The organism is Halobaculum sp. CBA1158, assembly GCF_021431925.1.
In the GTDB taxonomy this organism is placed as follows: domain Archaea; phylum Halobacteriota; class Halobacteria; order Halobacteriales; family Haloferacaceae; genus Halobaculum.
In genome coordinates this window covers 2,840,366-2,860,770 of sequence record NZ_CP090371.1, presented here as the reverse complement: position 1 = coordinate 2,860,770, position 20,405 = coordinate 2,840,366, and the positions used below count along the sequence as shown (strand labels likewise).

Sequence of the window (20,405 nt, the reverse complement as noted above, 5' to 3'; positions counted from 1 at the left end):
CGGCCGGACCCTAGATCTCCTCCCAGTCGACGCGGTCGCGGTACTCCTCGCGGAGCAGGTGGCAATTGAGCTCGTGGCCGTCGCCGGCGTCGTGTGCCGCGGGCACCTCCGTCTCGCACACGTCGCCGATCTTGTGCGGACACCGCGGGTGGAACCGACAGCCCGAGGGGACGTTCGACGGGTCGGGAACGTCGCCCTCCAGGATGATCCGGTCGTCCGCGTCGACGCGTCCGGGGATCGCCGACAGCAGCGCCTCGGTGTACGGGTGGAACGGCGGCCCGAACACCTCCTCGGTCGTCCCGGTCTCCACCAACTCGCCGAGGTACATCACAGCGACCCGGTCGCAGATGTGCTCGATGACCGAGAGGTTGTGGCTGATGAACAGGTACGACAGGCCGAGGTCGTCCTGCAGGTCCGACAGGAGGTTGAGGATCTGCGCCTGGACGGAGACGTCGAGCCCGGAGACGGGCTCGTCCAAGACGATCACCTCCGGGTTGACTGCCAGCGCCCGGGCGATGGCGACGCGCTGTTGTTGCCCGCCCGAGAGGTCGCCGGGCCGGCGTTCGAGGTGGCGCTCGTCGAGGCCGACCTCGGTGACCAGCTCGCGAGCGCGCTCGTGGCGACCGTCGGCGTCTGCGAGGCCGTGGAGCTTCATCGGCCGGCGGAGGATCTGCCCGACGGTCCGCCGGGGGTTGAGACTCGACTGCGGGTTCTGGAACACCACCTGCAGGTCCCGTCGGATGCCCCGCAGTTCCTGCTTCGAGGCGGCCGTGATGTCGCGTCCCTGATACACCACGGTCCCGTCCGTCGGCTCCAGCAGTTGGAGGATGGCGCGGGCGGCCGTGGACTTCCCGCACCCGGACTCGCCGACCAGTCCGAGCGTCTCGCCGCCGTCGATCTCGATGTCGATCCCGTCGACGGCTCTGACGGTCTCGCCGCGGCCGAGGAGGTCGTCGATGACGTTCCCCGTCTCGAAGTGCTTCGTCAGTCCCTCCGCCTCGAGCACCGGCGCTCCGTGACGGTCGACGGCCCCGCTGCCGTCCGGTACTCCCGGCCGGGATCCGTCGTCGCCCGTGTCGGTCTCGTCGGTGCGCCACGAGAGCGTCCGCGTCTCGTGGTCGTAGGTGTACTCCATCTCGCCGATCGACTCGTGCCGGTAGCACGCGACCTCGCGGGACTCCCCGTCGATGGTGAGCGACTCGAGGTCCGGATGGGCCGTGCGGCAGTCCTCGGTCGCGCCGGGACACCGGTCGGCGTACTTACAGCCGCGGAAGTCGCTGCCGGTGAGGTCCGGCATCGACCCCTCGATCACGCGGAGGCGGTCGGCGTCGGCGGGCTTGTCGCCGATCACGTCGGCGTCGAGGCCGGGATTGCTGGCCAGCAACCCCTTGGTGTACGGGTGCCGCGGTGCCTCGAACATCGACTCGACGCGGCCGGACTCGACGACGCTGCCGGCGTACATCACCATCACCCGGTCGCACACCTCGCGGACGACCCCGAGGTCGTGGGTGATGAACAGCACGCTCATGCCGAACTCGTCGCGCAGTTCGACGAGCAGGTCGAGGATCTGCGCCTGGATCGTCACGTCGAGCGCCGTCGTCGGCTCGTCGGCGACGAGCAGGTCGGGTTCGCTCGCGATCGCGATCCCGAAGACGATCCGCTGTTTCTGTCCCCCGGAGAACTGGTGGGGGTACTCCTTGTACCGGGCGGCCGCGTTCGGGATGCCGACGCGCTCCATGATCTCGATGGAGCGCTCCCTCGCCTCGTCGTCCGACAGCGACGGGTCGTTGCTGCGGACCGCCTCGGCGACCTGCGTGCCGACGGTCATCGTCGGGTTCAGCGTCCCCGTCGGGTCCTGGAACACCATGCTGACGTCGGTGGCGCGGAACTCGCGAAGCGCCGCCTCGTCCATCTCGAGCACGTCCCGACCGTCGAACTCGACCGTGCCGTCGACGATCTCGCCGGGCGACTCGATGAGTCGGACGATCGACTCCGCGGTCGCGCTCTTTCCGGCTCCGGACTCGCCGACCAGCCCGACGATCTCGCCGTGATCGAGGGTGAGGTCCACCTCGTCGACGGCGCGGACCGTTCCCTCCTCGGTTCGGAACACGGTCTCCAGTCCCCGAACGGTGAGGAGGCGGTCGTCGTCGCGGTCGCTGTCGGTCGGAACGGCGCTGGCGTCGGTCGGTCGCGTGGATTCGCTACTCATCGGCCACCCCGAACTCGGTGCTCGCGTTCGGATCTAATACGTCGCGGATGCCGTCCCCGAAGAGGTTGAACCCGAGGACGGTCACCGCGATGCCCAGTCCCGGGAAGATCGCCATCCACGGGGCCTGCGTGAGGTACTGCTTCGCCTGCTGGAGCATCAGTCCCCACGACGGCGTCGGCGGTTGTGCGCCCAGGCCGAGGAACGACAGGCCCGCGGCCGCGAGGATCGCAAAGGAGATGCTGATGCTCGCCTGGACGATGATCGGCGCGGCGGCGTTGGGCAACACCTCCCTGAACAGGATGTACGAGTCGCGCTCGCCGAGCGCCTCGGCGGCCTCGACGAACTCCTCTTGGGAGACGGAGATGGCCTCCGAGCGCGTCACCCGCGCGAAGTAGGGGATGTACACGAGCCCGAGCGCCAGTATCGCGTTGTTGAGCGTCGGCCCGATCACCGCCGTGATCGTCATCGCGACGAGGATCGGCGGGAAGCTCATCAGGATGTCCATCGTCCGCATGACGAGGTCGTCGACCGCGCCGCCCGCGTACCCCGCCAACCCGCCGAGCGGAACGCCGACGGCCGAGGAGATGGCGACGCTCGTCAGCCCCACGTAGAGGCTGATGCGGACGCCGAGCAGGGTTCGCGAGAGCATGTCGCGGCCGAAGTTGTCCGTCCCGAACGGGTGCTCCGCGCTGGGCGGGGCGAAGCGGTCCTGGACGTTCATCTCGTTGGCCGCCTCCTGTGAGATCATCATCGGCGAGACGACCGCCAACACGACCAGTCCGAGGATGAGCGCGAGGCCGACGACGGCCTTCGTGTTGTGGCGGACGCTGCGCGCGAACCTGTACAGCCGTTCGCGCTGGTACTCGTCGACCACCGTCGTCGTCCCGGTCTCGGCGGCCATCAGGCCTCACCTCCAGCGGTGACCCGCGGGTCGATGACGGCGTACAGGAGGTCGACGACGAGGTTGCTCGTCATGAACACGACCGCGATGGTGAGCACCGACCCCTGGATGAGCGGCGCGTCGCGGTTGAGCAGGGCGTTGAACGCCAGCCTGCCGAGCCCGGGGTACGCGAACAGCTGCTCGATGATGATGATCCCGCCGAACAGGAATCCGAGCTGAAAGCCGATCACCGTCAGTACCGGGAGGAACGCGTTTCGAAGCGCGTGCCGAAGCACGATCCGGCGACTCGACAGCCCCTTCATCTTGGCGAGGTTGATGTACCCGGAGCGGAGTTCCTCGATGAGCGACGACCGCGTCATCCGCGTGATGTGCGCCATCAGGCTGAACCCGAGTGCGCCCGCCGGCAGGAGGACGTGCGCGACCGCGGCCTGGAAGTCCTCGAAGGGGCTGACGTAGCCCGAGGGCGGTAACAGGGAGGCGTAGCTCGCGATGAGCAGTATCAACACCATCCCCCAGAAGAAGTTCGGGAGGCTGATCCCGGCGAACGCGGCGATGCTCGTCAGGAAGTCCTTCCAGGTGTTCTGCTCGACCGCTGCGACGATCCCCATCGGGATCGCGACGAGGACGGCGATCGTCAGCGCCGACACCGCGAGGAACGCGCTCGCGGGGAACCGCTGGGCGATGAGCGTCGCCACGGGGTCGCCGAAGCGCAGCGACCTGCCGAGGTCCCCCTGGAGGACGCCGACGATCCAGTCGATGTACCTGACGTACACCGGCTGGTTCAACCCGAGTTGCTGGCGGAGCGTCTCTACCTGCTCTGGGCTCCCGCTCGTGCCCAGGATCATCACCGCCACGTCGCCCGGGAGGACGTTCACGAGCGCGAAGGTGATGACTGAGGCACCGAACAGCGTTCCGATGAGGAAGACGGTTCGGCGAGCCGCGTAGCGTGCCAGGCTCATATCACGGTCGAACTCACGACTGATCCAGCCATACCCGGCCGAAGTTGAGTTCGCTGTTGTTCGGCGAGAGGACCGTGTCGAGTCCGTAGACGTCGTTCTTCGCTGCGACCGTCCCGTCGCGGAACCACAGCATCACGTCGGGCACGTCCTCGTGGATGATCGACTGCGCCTCCTGGTAGTGCGGAATGGCGTCCTCCCGACTGTCCGCCTGTGCGGCGTTGACGACGGCCTGGTCGTACTCGTCGCTGGCGTATCCGCGGAAGTTGAACGAGCCGTCGCTCGTCCACATCGACGTGTACAGGTACGCCGGCTCCCAGAAGGTGAAGAAGTTCACCATCGAGAGGGTGAAGTCCTGGTTCGTGAACACCTGCGAGAGCCAGTCGCTCCATTGCAGCTGCTGGATCTCCACGTTGAGCCCCGCCTGCTGGAAGTACTGCTGGAGGATCGTCGCGGCGTCGACGTGCCATGGGTAGTTCGTGGTCACCTTGAACGTGATGTCGAACTCGTCGACGTCGTACTCGGACTGCTCGAACAGCTCCGCCGCGCGGTCGAAGTCCTGCTCGCGGGGGGAGATCTCCTCGTTACGGAACGCGCTGGCCGGGAAGCTCGGGCTCGCGGTCGGCTCGCCGTTCCCGAACAGCGCCCCTTCGACGAGCCCCTGCTTGTCGATGCAGAAGTCGACGGCCTTGCGGAAGTCGGGGTCGTCGAACGGCGGCTCGGTGTTGTTCATGTTGAGGAACGCCCACGACAGCGGCGACCACGTCCGCGTCTTGAGGTCGTCGCTGTCGTTCCCGACCACGTCGTTGACGTCGTCGAGCGGGATGTCGTTGATGAGGTCGAAGTCCCCCTCCTCGATCCCGGTGAGTCGGCTGTCGGGGTCGGTGACGGTCCGCTCTTCGACGGCGTCGAGGTACGGTCCCTCTCCCCAGTAGTCGTCGAACGCCTCGAGCTCCGCGCGGTTCCCCTGCTGGCGCATGACGAACTGGAAGGGGCCGGTCCCGATCGGTTCGTCGCCGATCTGGTCCCCGGAGTCCGCGGGCACGATCGACGTGCCGGAGAACGCCAGCTGCCGGAGGAACGGCTGGTACCGCTCGGACTGGTTGACGACGACCGTGTAGTCGTCCTCGACCTCGACGGACTCGGTCGAGCCGAAGACGAACTGCATGATCGCGCCGGTGTCCGGATTCGCGATCCGGTCGTAGCTGTACTTCACGTCCTCCGCGGTGAGCTCCGTCCCGTCGTGGAACGTGACCCCCTCGCGGAGCGTGAACGTGTACGTCATGAGGTCGTCGCTGACCTCCCAGTCGGTCGCGAGGCCCGGGCTCTGGATGTCGGGATCCGTGGACAGCTCCAGGTCGCTCGTCAGGCCGACGAGGGCGTCGTAGACGCTGTTGAGGAACCGGCCGGTGCTCGCCGTCGCGGTCTGGTGGATGTCGAGGTTCTGCGTGACCTCGCTGTGTCCCCAGATGAGCCTCCCGCCCTCCTGGACCTCGCCGGGGTCCTCGGTCTCCGCCGGCGTGGCGTCGCTGTCGCCGTCGCCGGAGCCGTCGGTCGGTGTCTCGGTGCCGTCGCCGCCGCCGGAGCAGCCGGCGATGGTGGTCATTCCGCCGGCTCCCGCGAGGCCCGTGGCCTTCAGGAAGCGGCGGCGGTCGATGTCTGTCGGGTCGAATGTGGTGTCGTCGCTCATTGTGGATTCGTCAGTACTTCAGTCCGAAGTCGAGTATCTCGTCGGGGTACTCCCCGAGCATCTCATCGGTCGACGCGGGCAGGTCACGCTCCGTCTGCTTGCCCAACTCGAACGCCTCGCGCAGGTCCCCCACGGGGTCGTCGGAGTTGTCGATGCGGAGGTTGTGGTACAGTTTCGGGTCCGGCGAGTGGACCAGCAGCGCGGCGCTGATCTTCCCGCGTTTGTCGCCGCCGGCCCCCTGGCCGGCCTCGAGCGCGGTCATGAGTCGCTCGGCGAGTTCTCCCTCCGCCTCGGTGAACGTCTCGCTGATCTCCTCGATCACGTCGCCGTTGTCGAGCATGTTGCCCGCGACGGTGTGGTCGTCCCGCTCGAGGTGACCGTACCAGTCGACGCAGTCGTCGCCGCTGAAGGCGAACGTGCGTCCGTCGGCGTCGATGCCGTGAAGCTGTCGGTAGCTCGCGTGCTCGTCGTCCTCCAACAGCGCGTCACACGCCGTCGGAACGCTCACGCCCCGGTCGGCCATGTCCACGGCGTTGGCCCCGTGGGACACGTTCACGAACGACTGCGTCGCCACCGCGGCGTTCTCGCTCACGAACGGACACAGCGCGCCGACGCCCACGAGCGCCGTGCTGACCGCCACGCCGAACTCGTCGGCCTCCGGGTCGTGGGCCGAAATCGAGAACGTCCCGGGCACGAACCCGTCCGTCCGATACTCGTCTTTGTTACGCTCTCCCATATCGCGTCACATCTTCCCAAGGCCAACGGAGACTGATAAGCTATCGCATTGTGAAGGAATTCGCCGGATATCTGACTCAACACAACAGAAAATGGTGATGTTGATTCGGTGGTTTGAGATTATTTTTCGGATACCGGCCGATATATTTGACTCTGTTTTCGGAGTACGTGGTAGATCGTGGATTTCATGGAACGTCGCGTCCGCGCTGGTTCCGCGCTTCCGGCACGGCCGTCGATCGCCGACCGCCGTCGCCCCCTCCCGACTTCGCAACACTCATAACTCCCAGCGGCATACGTCCGATGCCGAGATCCGAACGCGGACCGGCGACGTGGCAGTCCATTGGGGTAGCTGGCCAATCCTGTTGCCTTCTGGGGGCAACGACCCTGGTTCGAATCCAGGATGGACTACTTCTCTCGGCCGTTTCTACTCGACGAAACTACGGGCGTAGTACGGCGGTTTCCACACGAAACGAAGGGGTGTACGGATCTCGACCGCCTCGGCAGAGCGTCGCCGTCGCGAGACCGTCGCTGCCCCGGACCGATTTACGTCCCCCGCGTCACGCTCGTGGTATGGCCGCATTCGATCCGCTCTCGTTGCCCGTCGTCGGCTCGGGGCTCATCTTCGTGTTGCTCGCGTGCTCGGCGTTCTTCTCCAGCAGCGAGATCGCGATATTCAGCGTGGAGCGCCACCGAATCGGCGTCCTGGCCGAACGCGGTGGTCCCGGAGCCGTGCTGGAGGCGTTGCGCTCGGACCCCCACCGGCTGCTCGTGACGATCCTCGTCGGGAACAACGTCGTCAACATCGCCATGTCGTCGGTGGCGACGGCGATCCTCGTGGCCGCGTTCCCTGCCGGCGTTGCGGTGACCGTGTCGACGGTGCTGCTCACCGTCGTCGTGTTGGTGTTCGGCGAGATCGTCCCCAAGTCCTACGGCGTGGCGAACGCCGAGTCCTGGGCGCTCCGGTCGGCTCCGACGCTCCGCCGCTTCCAGCGCGCCGCCGGCCCGGTCGTGAGCGCGTTCGACGCGGTGACCCGGCGGCTGAGTGCGGCCGTCGGCGGCGAAGCGGGGATCGAGGCCCCGTACGTCACCCGCGACGAGTTGGCGGCGCTGGCGCGGACGGCCGAGCGGGGCGGCGAGATCGACGCCGACGAGCGGGCGATGGTGGAGTCGGTGCTGGGCCTCCACACGATCACCGCCGGTGACGTGATGGTGCCGCGTGAGAACGTCGTCGCCGTCGACGCCGCGACCTCGATCCGCGACGCGGCGACGCTGGCGGCCGACGAGCGCGTGACGCGGCTCCCGGTGTACGACGGGTCGCTCGACGAGCCCCGGGGTATCGTCGACCTGCGCGACCTGGAGCGGACGCTCGCGCTCGACGAGTCCGTGCCCGTCGAACGCCTCGCGACGCCGACGCTGACCGTGTCGCGCGGCGAGCCGATCGACGCGCTGTTGACGCGCATGCAAGACGAGCGCGTTCGGATGGCGATAGTCGCCGGCGACGACGGCGATGTCGTCGGGATCGTCACGGTCGGTGACGTGCTCGAGGAGGTCGTCGGCGACCTGTTCGACGCCGGCGTCGAGGCCAGCGTCCGCACGGTCGCCGACGGCGTGATGGTCCGCGGCGACGTGTTCCTCAACCGGATCGACGCCGTCTTCGACACGGCGATGGCGGCCGACGCGCCCGCCGGGGCGGAGACGCTCGCCGGCTACGTCTACCACCGCCTCGGTCGCGTCCCGCGTGCGGACGAACGGATCGACCTGGACGGCGTCGCCGTGACGATCGAACAGATCGACGGCGAGCGCATCCGGCGCATGTTCCTCCAGCGGACGGCCGCGGTCGACGGCGACGGTGCCGGCGACGTTCCCGGCGACGGCTCTCCTGGCGACGACTCTCTCGGTGACGACTCCCCCGCCGGCGACGCTGCCGACGACGCCGACGAGGAGTGATCGCCGACCGCGAGTGACTGCGGACGAGGGGTGACCGCAGACGAGGAACGACGGCGGACGGCTCCGCGCTCGCGAGGCGCGACCGGCCCGCGTTCGGCTCTGCGCTCTCCCGGGACCTCGCCTCCTCACTTCCGCACGTCGAGCAGCGCGACGCGCTCGTGGATCACGTCCGCGAGCGTGCCGGCGGTCGCCGCCAACTCGGCGTCGGTCACGTCGAAGTAGTCGCGCACGACCGCCTCGTCGTACTCCCCGAGCGCCTCGCCCGGGTCGAGCAGGTCGCGGACGCGGTCGGCGGCCGCCCGTTCCCGCTCCCCTTCGTCGTCGCGTCCCGCCCCGGTCCCCGTCGCCGTCTCCGTCTCCGGGTCGGCGGCGACGAGCACCACGACGGGCCCCTCGCCCTCCTCGACGCCCATCGCGAGCGCGCGGTCGATCTGGCGACGGCCGGCGGCGTACAGCATGACCTCGACGCCGCGGTCGCGGGCGACGTTTTCGCCGCGCGCGATGGCGCGGTCGGCGCGTTCGAGCGCCCGTTCGAGGTGCGCGCGGTCGACGACGTACCGGGCGTCGAACGCCTGGACGGTGCAGTCGGTCGCCGCGCCGATCGCGGTCAACTCCCCGAGGAAGTCGTCGAGGTCGTCGATCCGCGCCGTCCCCTCGACGAGCCTCACGAGAAATCACCGAAAGTCGCCTGTCCGTCGTCGGCGTCCCCGCGCTCCCCGCCGCTGGTCTCACCCTTCTCTCCGTCGCCGTCGGCGGCGACGGCGCTCGCGGTCGCGTCGTCGTCGGCCTCGACGCCGTCCATCGAGGGGTCCTGTCTCCCGGCCGCCTGCAGGACGTTCTCGGCGGTCTTCTCGCGCCCGCGGAGCGCGCCGAGGACGACGGACTTGTCGGCCTCGCGAAGCTCCGCGCTGGTCTCGATGCCCGCCTCGAACAGCCGCCTGGCGCGCTTTCGGCCCACGCCGCGCACGCCGACGAGGTCGAGCAGCTCCTCGCGGACGCCGTCGGCGACCCGTTTTCTCGCCGCGCGAACGTCCCGCACCGCCGGCAGGTCGAGTTCGCTCGCGAGCTGCTCGGCCGCGCCCAGCAGCCACTCGGCGGTGTCGACCTTCCCCCGGATGTCGCCCGGGCCGACGCCGTACCGCTCGGCGATGGTGTCCTCGTCGAGTTCGCTCGCCCAGTCCTCCAGCAGCCGGGCGGTCTTGAGCGCCGCCAGCCAGTCCTCCCACGCCACGTCCTCGAACTCCGAGGGGGCGTGACCGAGGAACTCCGGCTCGCGCTCGTAGAACTGCTCCTCGTACGTCTCGCGGTCGCCCGACTTCAGGTAGAGCTGGTACATGTCGGGCGTCCGCGCGACGAGGTGATACAGCCCCAACGCCGACAGCGTCGGACCGTCCCCGACGGTGTGTTCTCCGTCGCCGCCCGCGTCGCTTCTGCTGTCCGGTTCGCCCCCGCTGTCCGCGTCGCCGTCCGCCTCGGCCGCGAGGTCGCTCCCGGTGACGAAACCGACCTCGGCGTCGTCGGGGGCCTCCCCGTCGTCGCTCGGGCGGGTCCGCGCCGGCGACTCGGCCGCGTCCGTCCCGCCGGACTCGACGCCCTCGCGAAGGCCGTCGACGATCTCCGCGGCGGACATCGGGTCGAGGTAGAGCCGCGAGACCGTGTGTCCGATCCCCGTCGCGGTGAGGGTGTCGCCGTCGCGCTCGAGGAAGTCGTTGGCAGCGAGGTACTCCAGCACCCGGTCGGTGACGGTCGCGAGCCGATCGTCGTCGTCGGTCTGGCTGGCGTACAGCGTCTGGTCGAGGAACTCGAGCAGTCCACTGCGGGTGGTGGCGAACCCGGAGGCGACCGTCGCGAGCACGTGCGTCCGCAGCGCGGGCTCGGCCGCGAGCTTCGACCGGACCGCCTCCGGCTCGGCCCAGAGGTAGCGCTCGAACAGTTCGTCCATGGTGTCGCGGTCGTTCGCGAGCAGCACCGCCTCGCCGTAGGGGTCCAGCCCGGGACGGCCCGCCCGGCCCATCATCTGGTGGACCTCCAGGGTGTCGAGCGGCTGCATCCCACCGAACTCGCCGTCGTACCTGCGCCAGTCCCGGACGATCACCCGGCGGGCGGGCGTGTTGACGCCGGCCGCGAGCGTCGGCGTCGCGCAGACGCACTTGATCAGCCGGTCGCGGAAGGCGTCTTCGACGAGCGACCGGCTCTCGCTCGAGAGGCCGGCGTGGTGGAACGCCGCGCCCGTCTCCACGCAGTCGGCCAGATCGACGGCGGTGTCGGTGTCGGAGGCGTCGCGGATCTCGCGGGCCAACTCGTCGAGTTCGGCCCGTTCTTCCGGCTCCAGCCGCGTGTCGGTCACGCCCGTCAGGCGCTTGGCCGCGCCCTCGGCGTTGCGTCGGGAGTTGACGAACACCAGCGAGGAGCCGCGGGTCCCGTCGACCGTCTCGTCGAGGGCGTCGGCGACCAGCGCCGCCTCGGGCTTCTGTCCCGTCCCGACGGACACCTCCCGCTGGCTGCCGTCGTCGAAGTTGATCGCGCTGCCGTAGTGGACGCCCGTCCGGAGGTCGATCGGCCGCCAGTCGGACTCGACGAGTTCGGCGTCGAGCCAGCCGGCCACCTCGTCGGCGTTGCCGACCGTCGCCGAGAGCGCGACGACCTGGAGATTTCGGTTGATCCGCCGGAGCTTCGCGAGAGTGACCTCCAGCGTCGGGCCGCGGCCGGAGTCGTCGACGAGGTGGACCTCGTCGGCGACGACGCAGGTGAGGTCGTCCACCCACGGCGCGCCGTTGCGGACCAGCGAGTCGACCTTCTCGCTGGTGGCGACGATGAGGTCGCGGGAGGCGAGCCACTCGCCGTCGGAGTCGTAGTTGCCGGTGGAGACGCCCACGTCGACGCCGAACTCCTCCCAGCGCTCGAACTCGGTCTTCTTCTCGCTGGCGAGCGCCCGCAGGGGGACGATGTACAGCGCCTTCCCGCCCCGGGCGATCGACGACAGCATCGCCAGCTCGGCGATCAGCGTCTTGCCCGAGGCGGTCGGCACGGAGGCGACGACGCTGTCGCCGTCGGCGACGCCCGCCTCCACGGCCGCCGACTGCGGCGGATACAGCTCCGCGATCCCCTCCGCCTCCAGCGCCTCGGGGACGCCGTCGGGGAGCGTCGACACGTCGGAGGGTTTCATTACCCGAGGTAGCGGGGTTCTCGGGTTTAAACTGTCGGAGCCGGGAACGGCGACGGTGTCGATGGCGACGGAGAGGATGGCGACGATGCGCCGGCAACAGCGGTGGCGACGGCGACCGCAACAGCGACGGACGTGATCACTCGGACGCGAGGAACGCTCGGATCACAGCGCCCTCCGCCTTCCGGAGCAACTCCCCGGCCGTGCTCGTCGAACATTCGAGGGCCTCCGCCACGTCCGCGACCGTGCCTTCCCTTGGTATCTCGTAGTAGCCGGTCGCGGCGGCTGCCTCCAGCGCGGCCCGCTGTCGGTCGGTGAGCCGCGAGGGCGAGCGGCTCCGCTCGAACGCGTGGACCCGCTCGATGGCGGCCTCGCCCAACTCGGACAGCTCCCCGTGGAAGTCGCTGAGCGCCGCCGGCTCTCCGACCGCCTCGAACCGAACGTCGCCCGTCTCGCGGAAGACGACCGGCGGGAGAAACGCCACCCGCGCGTCCGAGACCGCCTCCAGGATCGACGACGCGAACTCGTAGTCGTCCTGTCTGAGGAACGCGTAGGTCCCGTCGCCGTCAGCGACGAGTCTGCTGTCCACCACCGATTCGACGGCGTCGACGGCCCGCTCGGTCGCCGCGAGTTCCCCGTCACACCAGAACAGCGTCGTCGCGTCCGCCGTGGGGCTCCACGTCAGCAGTTCCGCCCGAGTCAGGGCCTCCCCCTCGATGACCCGCCGGTGAAGCGGGTGGATGAGGCGGTCCGGATACGTCGTCGAGATCTGGACGCGTTTCATGCCGGCGTCGAACGGGATCGGACCGATCGGCGTATCAACCCCCGTGATCGTGTCCGACCGGTCGAGCGAGGCCGCTCCCGCGGGCCGCCTTCGCCCCTCGCGACTCGCCCCTCGCGACTCGCCCTTCACGACTCGCCCCTCAGGACCGCCGGCGCGGCCCGAAGCAGCGTCTGGAGGTGATCAGCACCGTCGATCACCCGGAGCCGGGCGGCCGGGAGCGTCGACGCGAGGCGACGAGCCCCGTCGATCGGGACGTTCGCGTCGTCGCTGCCGTGCCACAGTCGGACCTCGGCGTGAACCGCCTCGGGATCGACGTCCCAGCCGTCCGCCGCGTGGCGAAACTCCGTGACCGCACCGCGACGGGAGCGCGAGAACGCCTCGAGGAAGTCCTCGCGAACGATCGCCGCGGTCCGTTCGGGGACGGCCTCCGCCGGATCGCCGGTCGTGTACTGCCCCACGACGAACGACGGATCGAGGCGTCGCGCGAGCCACGCCTGGCCGCCGAGGAGACCCCGGAGAAGCGTGGGCGTCGTCGTCGCCAGTCCGCCGAGGACCGCCTGTACCGCCGGGCGGTGGTCGACGATCCCGGGCGGCGGCGCGCCGGCGACCACCTCCACCCGGCCGACGCGGTCCGGGCGCGTCGCCGCTGTCGCGAACGCGGACGGCGCGCCCCCGGAGAACGCCAGGAGGTCGGCCTCGGCGACGCCGGCGTCGTCGAGGACCGCGGCGACGATCCGAGCGCCGTCGGAAACCGACCGGCCGGTCCACGGCGGCGACCTGCCGTATCCCGGGCGATCGGGCGCGAGCAGTCGAACTCCGGCGTCCGCGGCGACCGAATCGAACAGTCCGCCGAGCAGGCGCGATCCCGGCGTCCCGTGGAGGAACACGACGGGCGCGCCGTCGGGCGATCCGTACTCGGTGTACGCCACCCGTCGTTCGGCCGAAACCGGGGCGGTCGTCGCCTCGGCGTCGCCTCGATCGTTCCGATCGGTTCGGTCGGGCCGTCCCGCTCGCTCGCCTCGATCGGCTCGCTCGCCGAGGGGACCCGCCGGCGGTGTCGTCATCACGTCGATAGTGGCGTGCGGTTCGCATCGGCGTGGTGCCGCATTCATCCGGGAGTTTTTATTCATCGGCCGTCGATCCGGTCGCGACAGGCCTCCCAGCGCTCCGTGTTCGCGCGAGCGAGACCCGGACACGCCGGGAGTTAAGGGATCGCCCGGAGTACACTCGCGTAATGCCCGACATCGACACCATCGTCGTGGCGACCGACGGCTCCGACAGCGTGCGCCGCGCGGTCGACGCCGCGCTGGACCTGGCCGGTCGCTTCGACGCGGCCGTCCACGCGCTGTACGTCGTCGACAGCGGCGAGGTCGACTCCTCGCCGGAGGCGGTGCGCGAGGAGATGCGCCACGCGCTTCAAGAGCGCGGCGGCGAGGCGATCGTCGAGGTGCAGAAGCGCGCCGACCGCGACGTGACTGCCGTCGTCCGCGAGGGCCGCCCGGCCAACGAGATCGCCGACTACGCCCGCGAGATCGACGCCGACCTCGTCGCCTCCGGCACCCGCGGCCGCCACGGCGAGAACCGGTTCCTCATCGGCTCGGTCGCCGAGCGCGTCGTCCGGACCTGTCCCGTTCCGGTGCTCACCGTCCGCCAGTTGGAGGGCGAGAACGGCGACGCCGGCGGCTACGACAGCGCACCCGTCTGAGCGGTCGACGGCGACTGCATCGCCGTCGTATCCCGCGCCGTCGACGCGACCACCCCCGTCTCCCGTTCCCCGCCCTCCGGCCCTCGGCCCCCGATCACGCCTGTTTTCACTCAGCGCCGTGACTCGGAGGGTATGGACGACGAACTCATCGAGAGCGACACCCTTCCCCTGGAGCGCAAGTCGCGCCTCCCCGGGACGGGCTTCTTCTACCCGGACTCGCTGGACGAGGACCGCGCCGAGGAGCGCGCTCGCGAGGCCATCGAGGGCGCGGAGGCGGTCGTCATCACCGACTCCGACGCCGACGGCCTCGGCTGCGTGGCGCTGATCCGCCAGGCGTACGACGCCGCGCTCGCCCCCGACCCGTTCGAGGCGCGTCGGCGCGCGAGACTCGACGGGACCTACGAGGAGGAGTACGGCGAGGAGGGCGACGGTGACGACGACGGCGACGACCTCCCGGAGTCGCCGGTCGCGCTGTTGCCCTCGGGACCGCACTCCTTCGAGGAGGACCTCGGATACGCCGCCGAGTACCTGGAGGAGGGAGCGGACGTGTTCGTCTGCGACATCTGCCCCGACGAGTTCCAGTACATCGCCGAGGACCTGCGCGCGGTCGTCCGCCGCGCCGAGTCGGTCCGCTGGTTCGACCACCACCAGTGGGGCGAGGAGCTGGCGGCGTCGGTCCGCGAGCTCGGCATCGACCTCGTCGTCGGCGAGAGCGACGAGGAGTGCTCGACGGACGTGACCCTCCGCTCGCTGGGACACGACTTCGACGAGCGCTTCGCCGAGCTCGCGGCGGTCACCCGCGACCACGACCTCTGGCTGAAGGAGGACGAGCGCTCCCAGGACCTCGCCGACTTCGCCTACTGGACCGGCGGCGAGGAGTACGCCGCGGTCGTCGGCGCGTACGGCGTCGACCTGCCGCCGGTCGCGATGGAGTACGTCGAACAGCGCCGCGTGGAAAAGCAGCGCCTGATCGAGAAGGCGGTCGGCCGCGCGGTCGAACACGAGGTCGGCGACTGGTCGGTCGGCGTCACCTACGGCCGGTGCTCGCAGAACGAGGTCGCCGACGCCCTCCGCGAGCAGGGGATGGACGCCGCGGTGATCGTCAAGCCCTCCGGCTCGGCGTCGATCCGCGGCTCCGAGGAGTTCGAGCGCTGTCACGAGGTCGCCGGTCGAGTGAACGGCGGCGGCCACCCGAAGGCCGCCGGCTGCATGCCGGACATCTACGACGACATGCTCGATTTCGCCCACCACTGGAGCAGCGAGGGCGCGACGGCCAAGCGCGTCATCCTCCGGGCGTTCGAGGCCGTCGCCAGCGAGGCGGCCGCCGAGGACGCGGCCGACGCCGCCGAGTAGGCGACCAGCGCCGCGCGACGCCGTCCGACCGGAGGCCCTTTGTACGGACGCCCGAAAGGTAGAGTCGACGGCACGGTCAGGCGGCACCTTTCAGCCACGTGGTTCCGCCACGACGGCGATCGCCGACTGACCTACCCCGTCGCTCAACACTCGAGAGCGGCGGCGCTTGCCACGTTCTCGGTGGACTCGGTTCTGTTTGAATCTCGTCGTTCAAAACACAATCACGCCCGCCGACCCCGATTTATTCCGTCCTATTGACTGTAAAACAGTTGTTAGAAACCTTCTGTGTATCCTGCATTCGCTCTTCTCGGACCCACGGGGACTCGGATCGGCCAGTACAGGAGCGTCTACTAACCGCGTTTGTGAGCTATTCACTCACTTTTTCGATAACGCGCCTATTTATTCATCTCAGGTGTCACGATTCCTTCTGATGGACGAGTGTTTCTCCTGTGCTGGTTCTGCTTTAGAACACCGTACTCTGCTGCTAGAAGGCAATACCGTGTTGGAAGACGTGGTGATCTGTGCAGACTGTCTGTCCGATTTTGAAACCGTCGAGTGGATCGAAGTTCTTCAGAACCAGTTCGCATGATCGCCGTGGATACCACACAGAAGCAGACTCGATGAGTGTGAATCACCGAACGGTCGTCTGATGGGCGGTCGATTTCGACCGGCGCACCGGTCGTGGGATCCGGATTCGAACCGGAGTGTTAACTCGTCCACCGAGCCGATCCCCGACCCGCGCCCGCGACGCGATCTGCCGAGCTACTCCTCGACGACGGCGTCCTCGCTGTACTCGCCCATGACCCACTTGTGGGAGTAGTCGGTGCCGCAGCGACAGTGGGCGTACGCGTGCATCACGTCGCCCTCGGCGTAGAGGCCGCCGACGCCCTCGTTCCGCTCCTCGCCGAACGCGAAGAGGAACTCCGCGCGGTGGTCCGCCTCGGGGTCCGCAGCCGCGTCGGGACACTCGCCGCCGCCCAGGTCGGGGTGGATCACGCCGTTGCGGTCCATCGCTCCCTTCGCGAACTGCATCGGGTCCATCCCGGTGCCGGCGGCGAACGCCTGCCGGCCGTCGTCGCCGGGGACGACGAGGACGACGCCGCCGTCGACGGCCTCGCCCATGTTCGCGATCTTCCCCTGTTCGTCGAGGTGGTCGTGGGTGAGGTAGATGGCCACGTCGTCCAGGCGCTCGCCCGCGAGGAACTCCGCGAGCTTCTCGCCTGCGTCGTCAACGGTGCCGGGATCGGCGGCGTCGTCGGTCATGCCTCCGAATCGGCGGTCGAGTGGTAAAAGGTCGTCCGTCGCGGGCCGAGGTCGATCGGTCGCCGAAGAGTCCGTCGTCCGCCAGCCGCGCCATACCGGTCGGTATCGCCCGGCTGAGCGGTCGCTGACGACGCTCGATTCAGTCCTGATAGCTGGATCGCGACTCCTATATAGGTCAGATGAGTAGCAGGACCGGACAGATGAATTCGGCCGGTGATCAGATCGCCGTCCTCTACGTCGACGACGAGCCGGAGCTACGCGATCTGTTCCGACAGGGACTGGAGCGGCAGTCGGACCGGATCGCCGTCGACACGGCGGACTCGCCGTCGGCGGCGCTGGAACGGTTCCACGAGGGCGGGATCGACTGCGTCGTGAGCGACTACTCGATGCCCGGGGGGACCGGCGTCGAACTGCTCCGATCGGTTCGTGAGACCGACCCGGAGCTCCCGTTCATCATGTTCGCCGAGACGGGCAGCGAGCACGTCGCCAGCGAGGCGATCTCGGCGGGCGTCACCGACTACGTCATCGAGAAGGCCGTCGGTGCGCAACACGAACTGCTGGCGCGGAAGATATCCACGTACGTCGACCGGCAGCGTGCCGAGCGCCGCGCCGAGCGGGTCAACGACCGACTCCACGAGCTGGCGGGAGTCGCCAACGACGCGCTCTGGGTGTTCTCGGCCGACTGGTCGGAGCTGTTGTTCATCAACGAGGCCCACGAGCGGCTGTTCGGCCAGCCCACCGAGGAGCTGTACGCGGAGCCGGACTCCTTCCTGGATCGGGTTCATCCGGACGACGTGGACCGGGTCCGGGCGGCGATGGAGCGGGCCACGGCGGGACACTCACAGAGCGTCGAGTACCGCGTCCGGCCGTCGGAGTCGGTCGAGCTGTGGGTGGAGTCCCAGTGTGAACCCGTCGTCGACGAGGAGGGGACGGTCGAGCGAATGACGGGATTCACCCGCGACATCACGAACCGGAAGACGCGCGAGCGCGAACTGGCGACCACGAACGAGCAGTTGGACCGCTTCACCTCGACGGTCGCCCACGACCTTCGCAACCCGGTCAACATCGCCGACGGCCATCTCGGTCTGGCTCGAGAGGAGTTCGACAGCCCCCACCTGGACGCCAGCGCCCGGGCGATCGAGCGGATGGACGAACTCCTGTCGGACCTCCTGTCGCTCGCACGCACGGGCGAGGCGGTCAACGAGGCCCAGTCCGTCGCGCTCGAGGAGGTGATCGAGTCGGCCGAGCACAACGTCGCCATGGGGGACGCACGTCTGGCGGTCGAGTCGAGCGAGCCGATCGAGTGCGATCCCGTCCGGCTCAAGGAAGCGATCGAGAACCTCCTGCGCAACGCCATCGAACACAACGAGACGACGGTCCGGCTGACCGCGGGCGTCCTCCCGGGCGGCGACGGATTCTACGTCGAGGACGACGGACAGGGGATCCCGGAGGAACAGCGCGGGGAGGTGTTCGACGACGGCTACACCACCATCGAGAAGGGGACGGGGTTCGGGCTGTCGATCGTCACGCGGATCGTCGACGCGCACGGTTGGGACATCGAAGCCACCGAGAGCGTCGACGGCGGCGCGCGCTTCGAGGTCACCGGGGTCGAGTGCGGCGGGACGGTCGAGGGCTCCGCGGACTGACCGCGGCGGACTCCGCCGACCGGTCGGGGGACGGCCCGGTCGACGCTCCGTGTTCAGGTGTCGTACAGCGACTCCGCGATGTCCCGCAGCCCCTCGTCGGGCCGCTTCGTCACCGTGTAGACGGCGCGGTCGCCGGGGACGCGCAGGCCGTAGAGGTAGCCCGGGTCGACCTCGTCCAGGTCCACGGCGTCGCCGGGTTCCCGGTCGTGCTCGCGCGCCCACTCGACGAGGCGGTTCGCTCCGCCGTCGCCCGCGCCGTCGGCGTCGGTCGCCTCGCGCATGCGTCGCCGGTCGTCGTACGCGCCGCGAACGAGCAGGCCCGTGGAGTCGCTCGTCACCTCGGCGTGGCGCTGGTGGCCGTCGAGGACGAGTCGGACCTCGTCGCCGGCCGAGAGGGCGGCCTCCTCGGGGATCCGCAAGCAGGGGAGTCTGGTTCCTCCCGAGCGCGCGAGCCGGGCGCGCAGGCTGTTCACGTCCGCGGCGTCGCTGGCGAGTCTGTCGCTCATGATCGCGAAACCGGTGAGGGCGGGGAGTTACTCCTCGTCGTCGTCCGACTCGTCGCCGTCGGCCTCGGCGTCGTCAGCCTCCGCGTCGGCCGCTTCCTCGTCCTCGGTCTCCTCGCCGAGCGCCTCGGCGATGGAGCCCTCGACGCGGGCGTTGATCTGGACGGTCTCCTCGGACACCTGGCGGCCGCGGACGGTGACGCGCTTGCGCTCGCCGTCGCGGGAGGGCTTGTAGCCGACGCCGCCCTCGAGGAGGAGCTCCTTCAGTTCGCTGCCGGGGACGTCCTCGCGCATCGGGCGGCCGGCCTTGTCGGAGCCGCCCGTCAGCGTCAGGTCGACGCCGTCGATGTCGACGGCGGCCCCGTCGACGGCCTCGCCGAGTTCCTTCCCGAGGAATCGGTTGGCGTCCTGTCCGTCCACGTCGAACTGCCGCGTGTCGCCGGTGTCGTCGCCGACGACGATCTTGAATTCGGCCATTACGGGTGAATGCTCGACGGTGAGAGAAAAGACCGTCGAAAGCGTGGCCGAGAGATGCGAGGACGAGCGCTGCGTGGCCGAACGGAGTGAGGCCACGAGCCGAGCGGGGAACGGAGTGACCCGCGAACGTAGCGACCGAGGCCACGGCCACGTGCGGCGCGCTTGCGGGCGCGCCGCCCAGAAACGAAAACGTGGTCCGAGGCCGTGAGGCCGAGGACCACGGGAAACGGCGTTCACAAATCGCTCCGCGATTCGTGCGCTCACGAGACCGTCGGTCTCGCGAACGGCGCGCTCGCGAGAGAGTCCCGACGAACGGACGGGTCGGACGCGCCCGTCGCGCTACGGTCTCCCGTTCCCGACGCGCTCTGCGACCGCGCCGGCGACGCCGCCGGCGACCGCGCGCACCGCTGCCAGTCCCGGCGTCCCGTCGCGACACCAGACGCCGACGGCGACCGCTGTGAGCGCGAGGCCGGCGACGATCGCCGGAGTCGGCGTGAGTTCGAGGAAGAAGCCGAGGATGGAGGCGTCGCTCTCGGCGTAGCCGCAGACGGGCGCGACCGGCCACAGGAGGTACGAGACGCACGCCTCGCCCGGGAGCACGACCCGGTAGGCGTCGCCCAGGAGGTGCGCGTACCACCCGAAGGCGAACCCGCCGGCGGCCGCGACCGCGGGCGTCGCCGGCGCGTCCGCTGTGTGGCCGTCCGGGGCTCCGTCCCGGCGTGCGCGACGGATGAGGACCACCGCGGCGGCGACGGCGACCGTGACCGGAACGATCACCACGAGCGAGTGCGCCAGGCTCCGTCCCGACGGGAGCACGGGCACGGTCCACGCCAGCGGCTTGTCGATCAGGTCGGGGAACTGCGTCCCGACGGCCAGCCCGACGACGGCCCACCCGCCGGGCGGCCGTCCGGTCCGGAGGTGCCGCCACGCCGAATACAGAAGGTAGCCGAGCGCGGCGTGTCCCCACGGAAGCATTCGGGTCCACGTCCCGCCGACGCGGCAAAGTGGCTGTCGGTCGGTCGTGCGTCACCTGCGGATCGACCGACCGGTCGAGGCGACAGAGTTAGTAGTCC

At 69.5% G+C, this 20,405-nt stretch carries 18 protein-coding genes and 1 tRNA gene; 6 read left to right on the top strand and 13 right to left on the bottom strand.

Features of this window, described 5'->3' with window-relative positions; genetic code table 11:
* Positions 1–10: 10 nt before the first annotated feature.
* The 5 genes from Hbl1158_RS14840 to Hbl1158_RS14820 are packed head-to-tail and all read right to left on the bottom strand — an operon-like array spanning position 11 to position 6,492.
* Entirely contained in the window at positions 11–2,209 is a 2,199-nt protein-coding gene (locus Hbl1158_RS14840) for an ABC transporter ATP-binding protein (protein ID WP_234298023.1), read from the bottom strand.
* Positions 2,202–3,110, bottom strand: a complete 909-nt coding sequence (locus Hbl1158_RS14835) for an ABC transporter permease (RefSeq protein ID WP_234298022.1) — start codon at positions 3,108–3,110, stop codon at positions 2,202–2,204. The genes Hbl1158_RS14840 and Hbl1158_RS14835 overlap by 8 nt, the downstream gene beginning before the upstream one ends.
* Positions 3,110–4,069, bottom strand: coding sequence for an ABC transporter permease (locus Hbl1158_RS14830; RefSeq protein WP_234298021.1), 960 nt, complete (start codon positions 4,067–4,069; stop codon positions 3,110–3,112). Before Hbl1158_RS14830 ends, Hbl1158_RS14835 begins: the two co-directional genes overlap by 1 nt.
* Positions 4,070–4,082: 13 nt before the next feature.
* Entirely contained in the window at positions 4,083–5,756 is a 1,674-nt protein-coding gene (locus Hbl1158_RS14825; protein ID WP_234298020.1) for an ABC transporter substrate-binding protein, read from the bottom strand.
* Positions 5,757–5,766: 10 nt separating this feature from the next.
* On the bottom strand, positions 5,767–6,492 hold the full coding sequence (locus Hbl1158_RS14820; RefSeq protein WP_234298019.1) for a DUF1028 domain-containing protein: 726 nt from the start codon (positions 6,490–6,492) through the stop codon (positions 5,767–5,769).
* A gap of 333 nt (positions 6,493–6,825) precedes the next feature.
* Between Hbl1158_RS14820 and Hbl1158_RS14815 the strand changes: the two genes are divergently transcribed.
* Together Hbl1158_RS14815 and Hbl1158_RS14810 are read left to right on the top strand one after the other, a co-directional pair.
* A tRNA-Gln gene (locus tag Hbl1158_RS14815) sits at positions 6,826–6,899 on the top strand.
* A gap of 162 nt (positions 6,900–7,061) precedes the next feature.
* Positions 7,062–8,438 (top strand): hemolysin family protein, encoded by a 1,377-nt coding sequence (locus tag Hbl1158_RS14810; protein ID WP_234298018.1) that lies wholly within the window; start codon positions 7,062–7,064, stop codon positions 8,436–8,438.
* A gap of 125 nt (positions 8,439–8,563) precedes the next feature.
* On the opposite strand, the gene cgi121 is transcribed toward Hbl1158_RS14810, so the two are convergent.
* The 4 genes from cgi121 to Hbl1158_RS14790 form a co-directional block, all read right to left on the bottom strand.
* Positions 8,564–9,106, bottom strand: coding sequence for a KEOPS complex subunit Cgi121 (gene cgi121, locus Hbl1158_RS14805; RefSeq protein WP_234298017.1), 543 nt, complete (start codon positions 9,104–9,106; stop codon positions 8,564–8,566).
* Complete coding sequence (locus tag Hbl1158_RS14800; RefSeq protein WP_234298016.1) at positions 9,103–11,604, bottom strand: ATP-dependent DNA helicase; 2,502 nt, start codon at positions 11,602–11,604, stop codon at positions 9,103–9,105. Before Hbl1158_RS14800 ends, cgi121 begins: the two co-directional genes overlap by 4 nt.
* A 136-nt stretch (positions 11,605–11,740) precedes the next feature.
* Entirely contained in the window at positions 11,741–12,385 is a 645-nt protein-coding gene (locus tag Hbl1158_RS14795) for a helix-turn-helix domain-containing protein (RefSeq protein ID WP_234298015.1), read from the bottom strand.
* A gap of 125 nt (positions 12,386–12,510) precedes the next feature.
* Positions 12,511–13,449 carry an alpha/beta hydrolase gene (locus Hbl1158_RS14790; protein ID WP_234298014.1) on the bottom strand — a complete coding sequence of 313 codons (939 nt, stop codon included), beginning with the start codon at positions 13,447–13,449 and terminating at the stop codon, positions 12,511–12,513.
* Positions 13,450–13,619: 170 nt separating this feature from the next.
* On the opposite strand from Hbl1158_RS14790, the gene Hbl1158_RS14785 reads away from it, so the two are divergent.
* The 3 genes from Hbl1158_RS14785 to Hbl1158_RS14775 all read left to right on the top strand — a co-directional run bounded on the left by Hbl1158_RS14785 (position 13,620) and on the right by Hbl1158_RS14775 (position 16,032).
* Positions 13,620–14,090: a universal stress protein gene (locus Hbl1158_RS14785; RefSeq protein WP_234298013.1), complete on the top strand. Its 471-nt coding sequence runs from the start codon at positions 13,620–13,622 to the stop codon at positions 14,088–14,090.
* 132 nt (positions 14,091–14,222) lie between these two features.
* Complete coding sequence (locus Hbl1158_RS14780) at positions 14,223–15,443, top strand: phosphohydrolase (protein ID WP_234298012.1); 1,221 nt, start codon at positions 14,223–14,225, stop codon at positions 15,441–15,443.
* Positions 15,444–15,873: 430 nt separating this feature from the next.
* The gene (locus Hbl1158_RS14775) at positions 15,874–16,032 is read left to right on the top strand and encodes a hypothetical protein (protein WP_234298011.1); all 159 of its coding nucleotides are present in this window, start codon (positions 15,874–15,876) and stop codon (positions 16,030–16,032) included.
* 173 nt (positions 16,033–16,205) lie between these two features.
* Here Hbl1158_RS14775 and Hbl1158_RS14770 read toward each other — a convergent pair whose 3' ends face one another.
* The gene (locus Hbl1158_RS14770; RefSeq protein WP_234298010.1) at positions 16,206–16,706 is read right to left on the bottom strand and encodes a DUF5807 family protein; all 501 of its coding nucleotides are present in this window, start codon (positions 16,704–16,706) and stop codon (positions 16,206–16,208) included.
* A 200-nt stretch (positions 16,707–16,906) separates the two neighbouring features.
* Here Hbl1158_RS14770 and Hbl1158_RS14765 point away from each other — a divergent pair, with 200 nt between their 5' ends.
* Positions 16,907–18,352 (top strand): response regulator, encoded by a 1,446-nt coding sequence (locus tag Hbl1158_RS14765; RefSeq protein WP_234298009.1) that lies wholly within the window; start codon positions 16,907–16,909, stop codon positions 18,350–18,352.
* Between the two features lie 53 nt (positions 18,353–18,405).
* Here Hbl1158_RS14765 and Hbl1158_RS14760 read toward each other — a convergent pair whose 3' ends face one another.
* The 3 genes from Hbl1158_RS14760 to Hbl1158_RS14750 all read right to left on the bottom strand — a co-directional run bounded on the left by Hbl1158_RS14760 (position 18,406) and on the right by Hbl1158_RS14750 (position 20,307).
* Complete coding sequence (locus tag Hbl1158_RS14760) at positions 18,406–18,858, bottom strand: hypothetical protein (protein WP_234298008.1); 453 nt, start codon at positions 18,856–18,858, stop codon at positions 18,406–18,408.
* A gap of 27 nt (positions 18,859–18,885) precedes the next feature.
* Positions 18,886–19,332, bottom strand: coding sequence for a 30S ribosomal protein S6e (locus Hbl1158_RS14755; protein ID WP_234298007.1), 447 nt, complete (start codon positions 19,330–19,332; stop codon positions 18,886–18,888).
* Positions 19,333–19,671: 339 nt separating this feature from the next.
* The gene (locus tag Hbl1158_RS14750; RefSeq protein WP_234298006.1) at positions 19,672–20,307 is read right to left on the bottom strand and encodes a metal-dependent hydrolase; all 636 of its coding nucleotides are present in this window, start codon (positions 20,305–20,307) and stop codon (positions 19,672–19,674) included.
* Between the last annotated feature and the right edge of the window lie 98 nt (positions 20,308–20,405).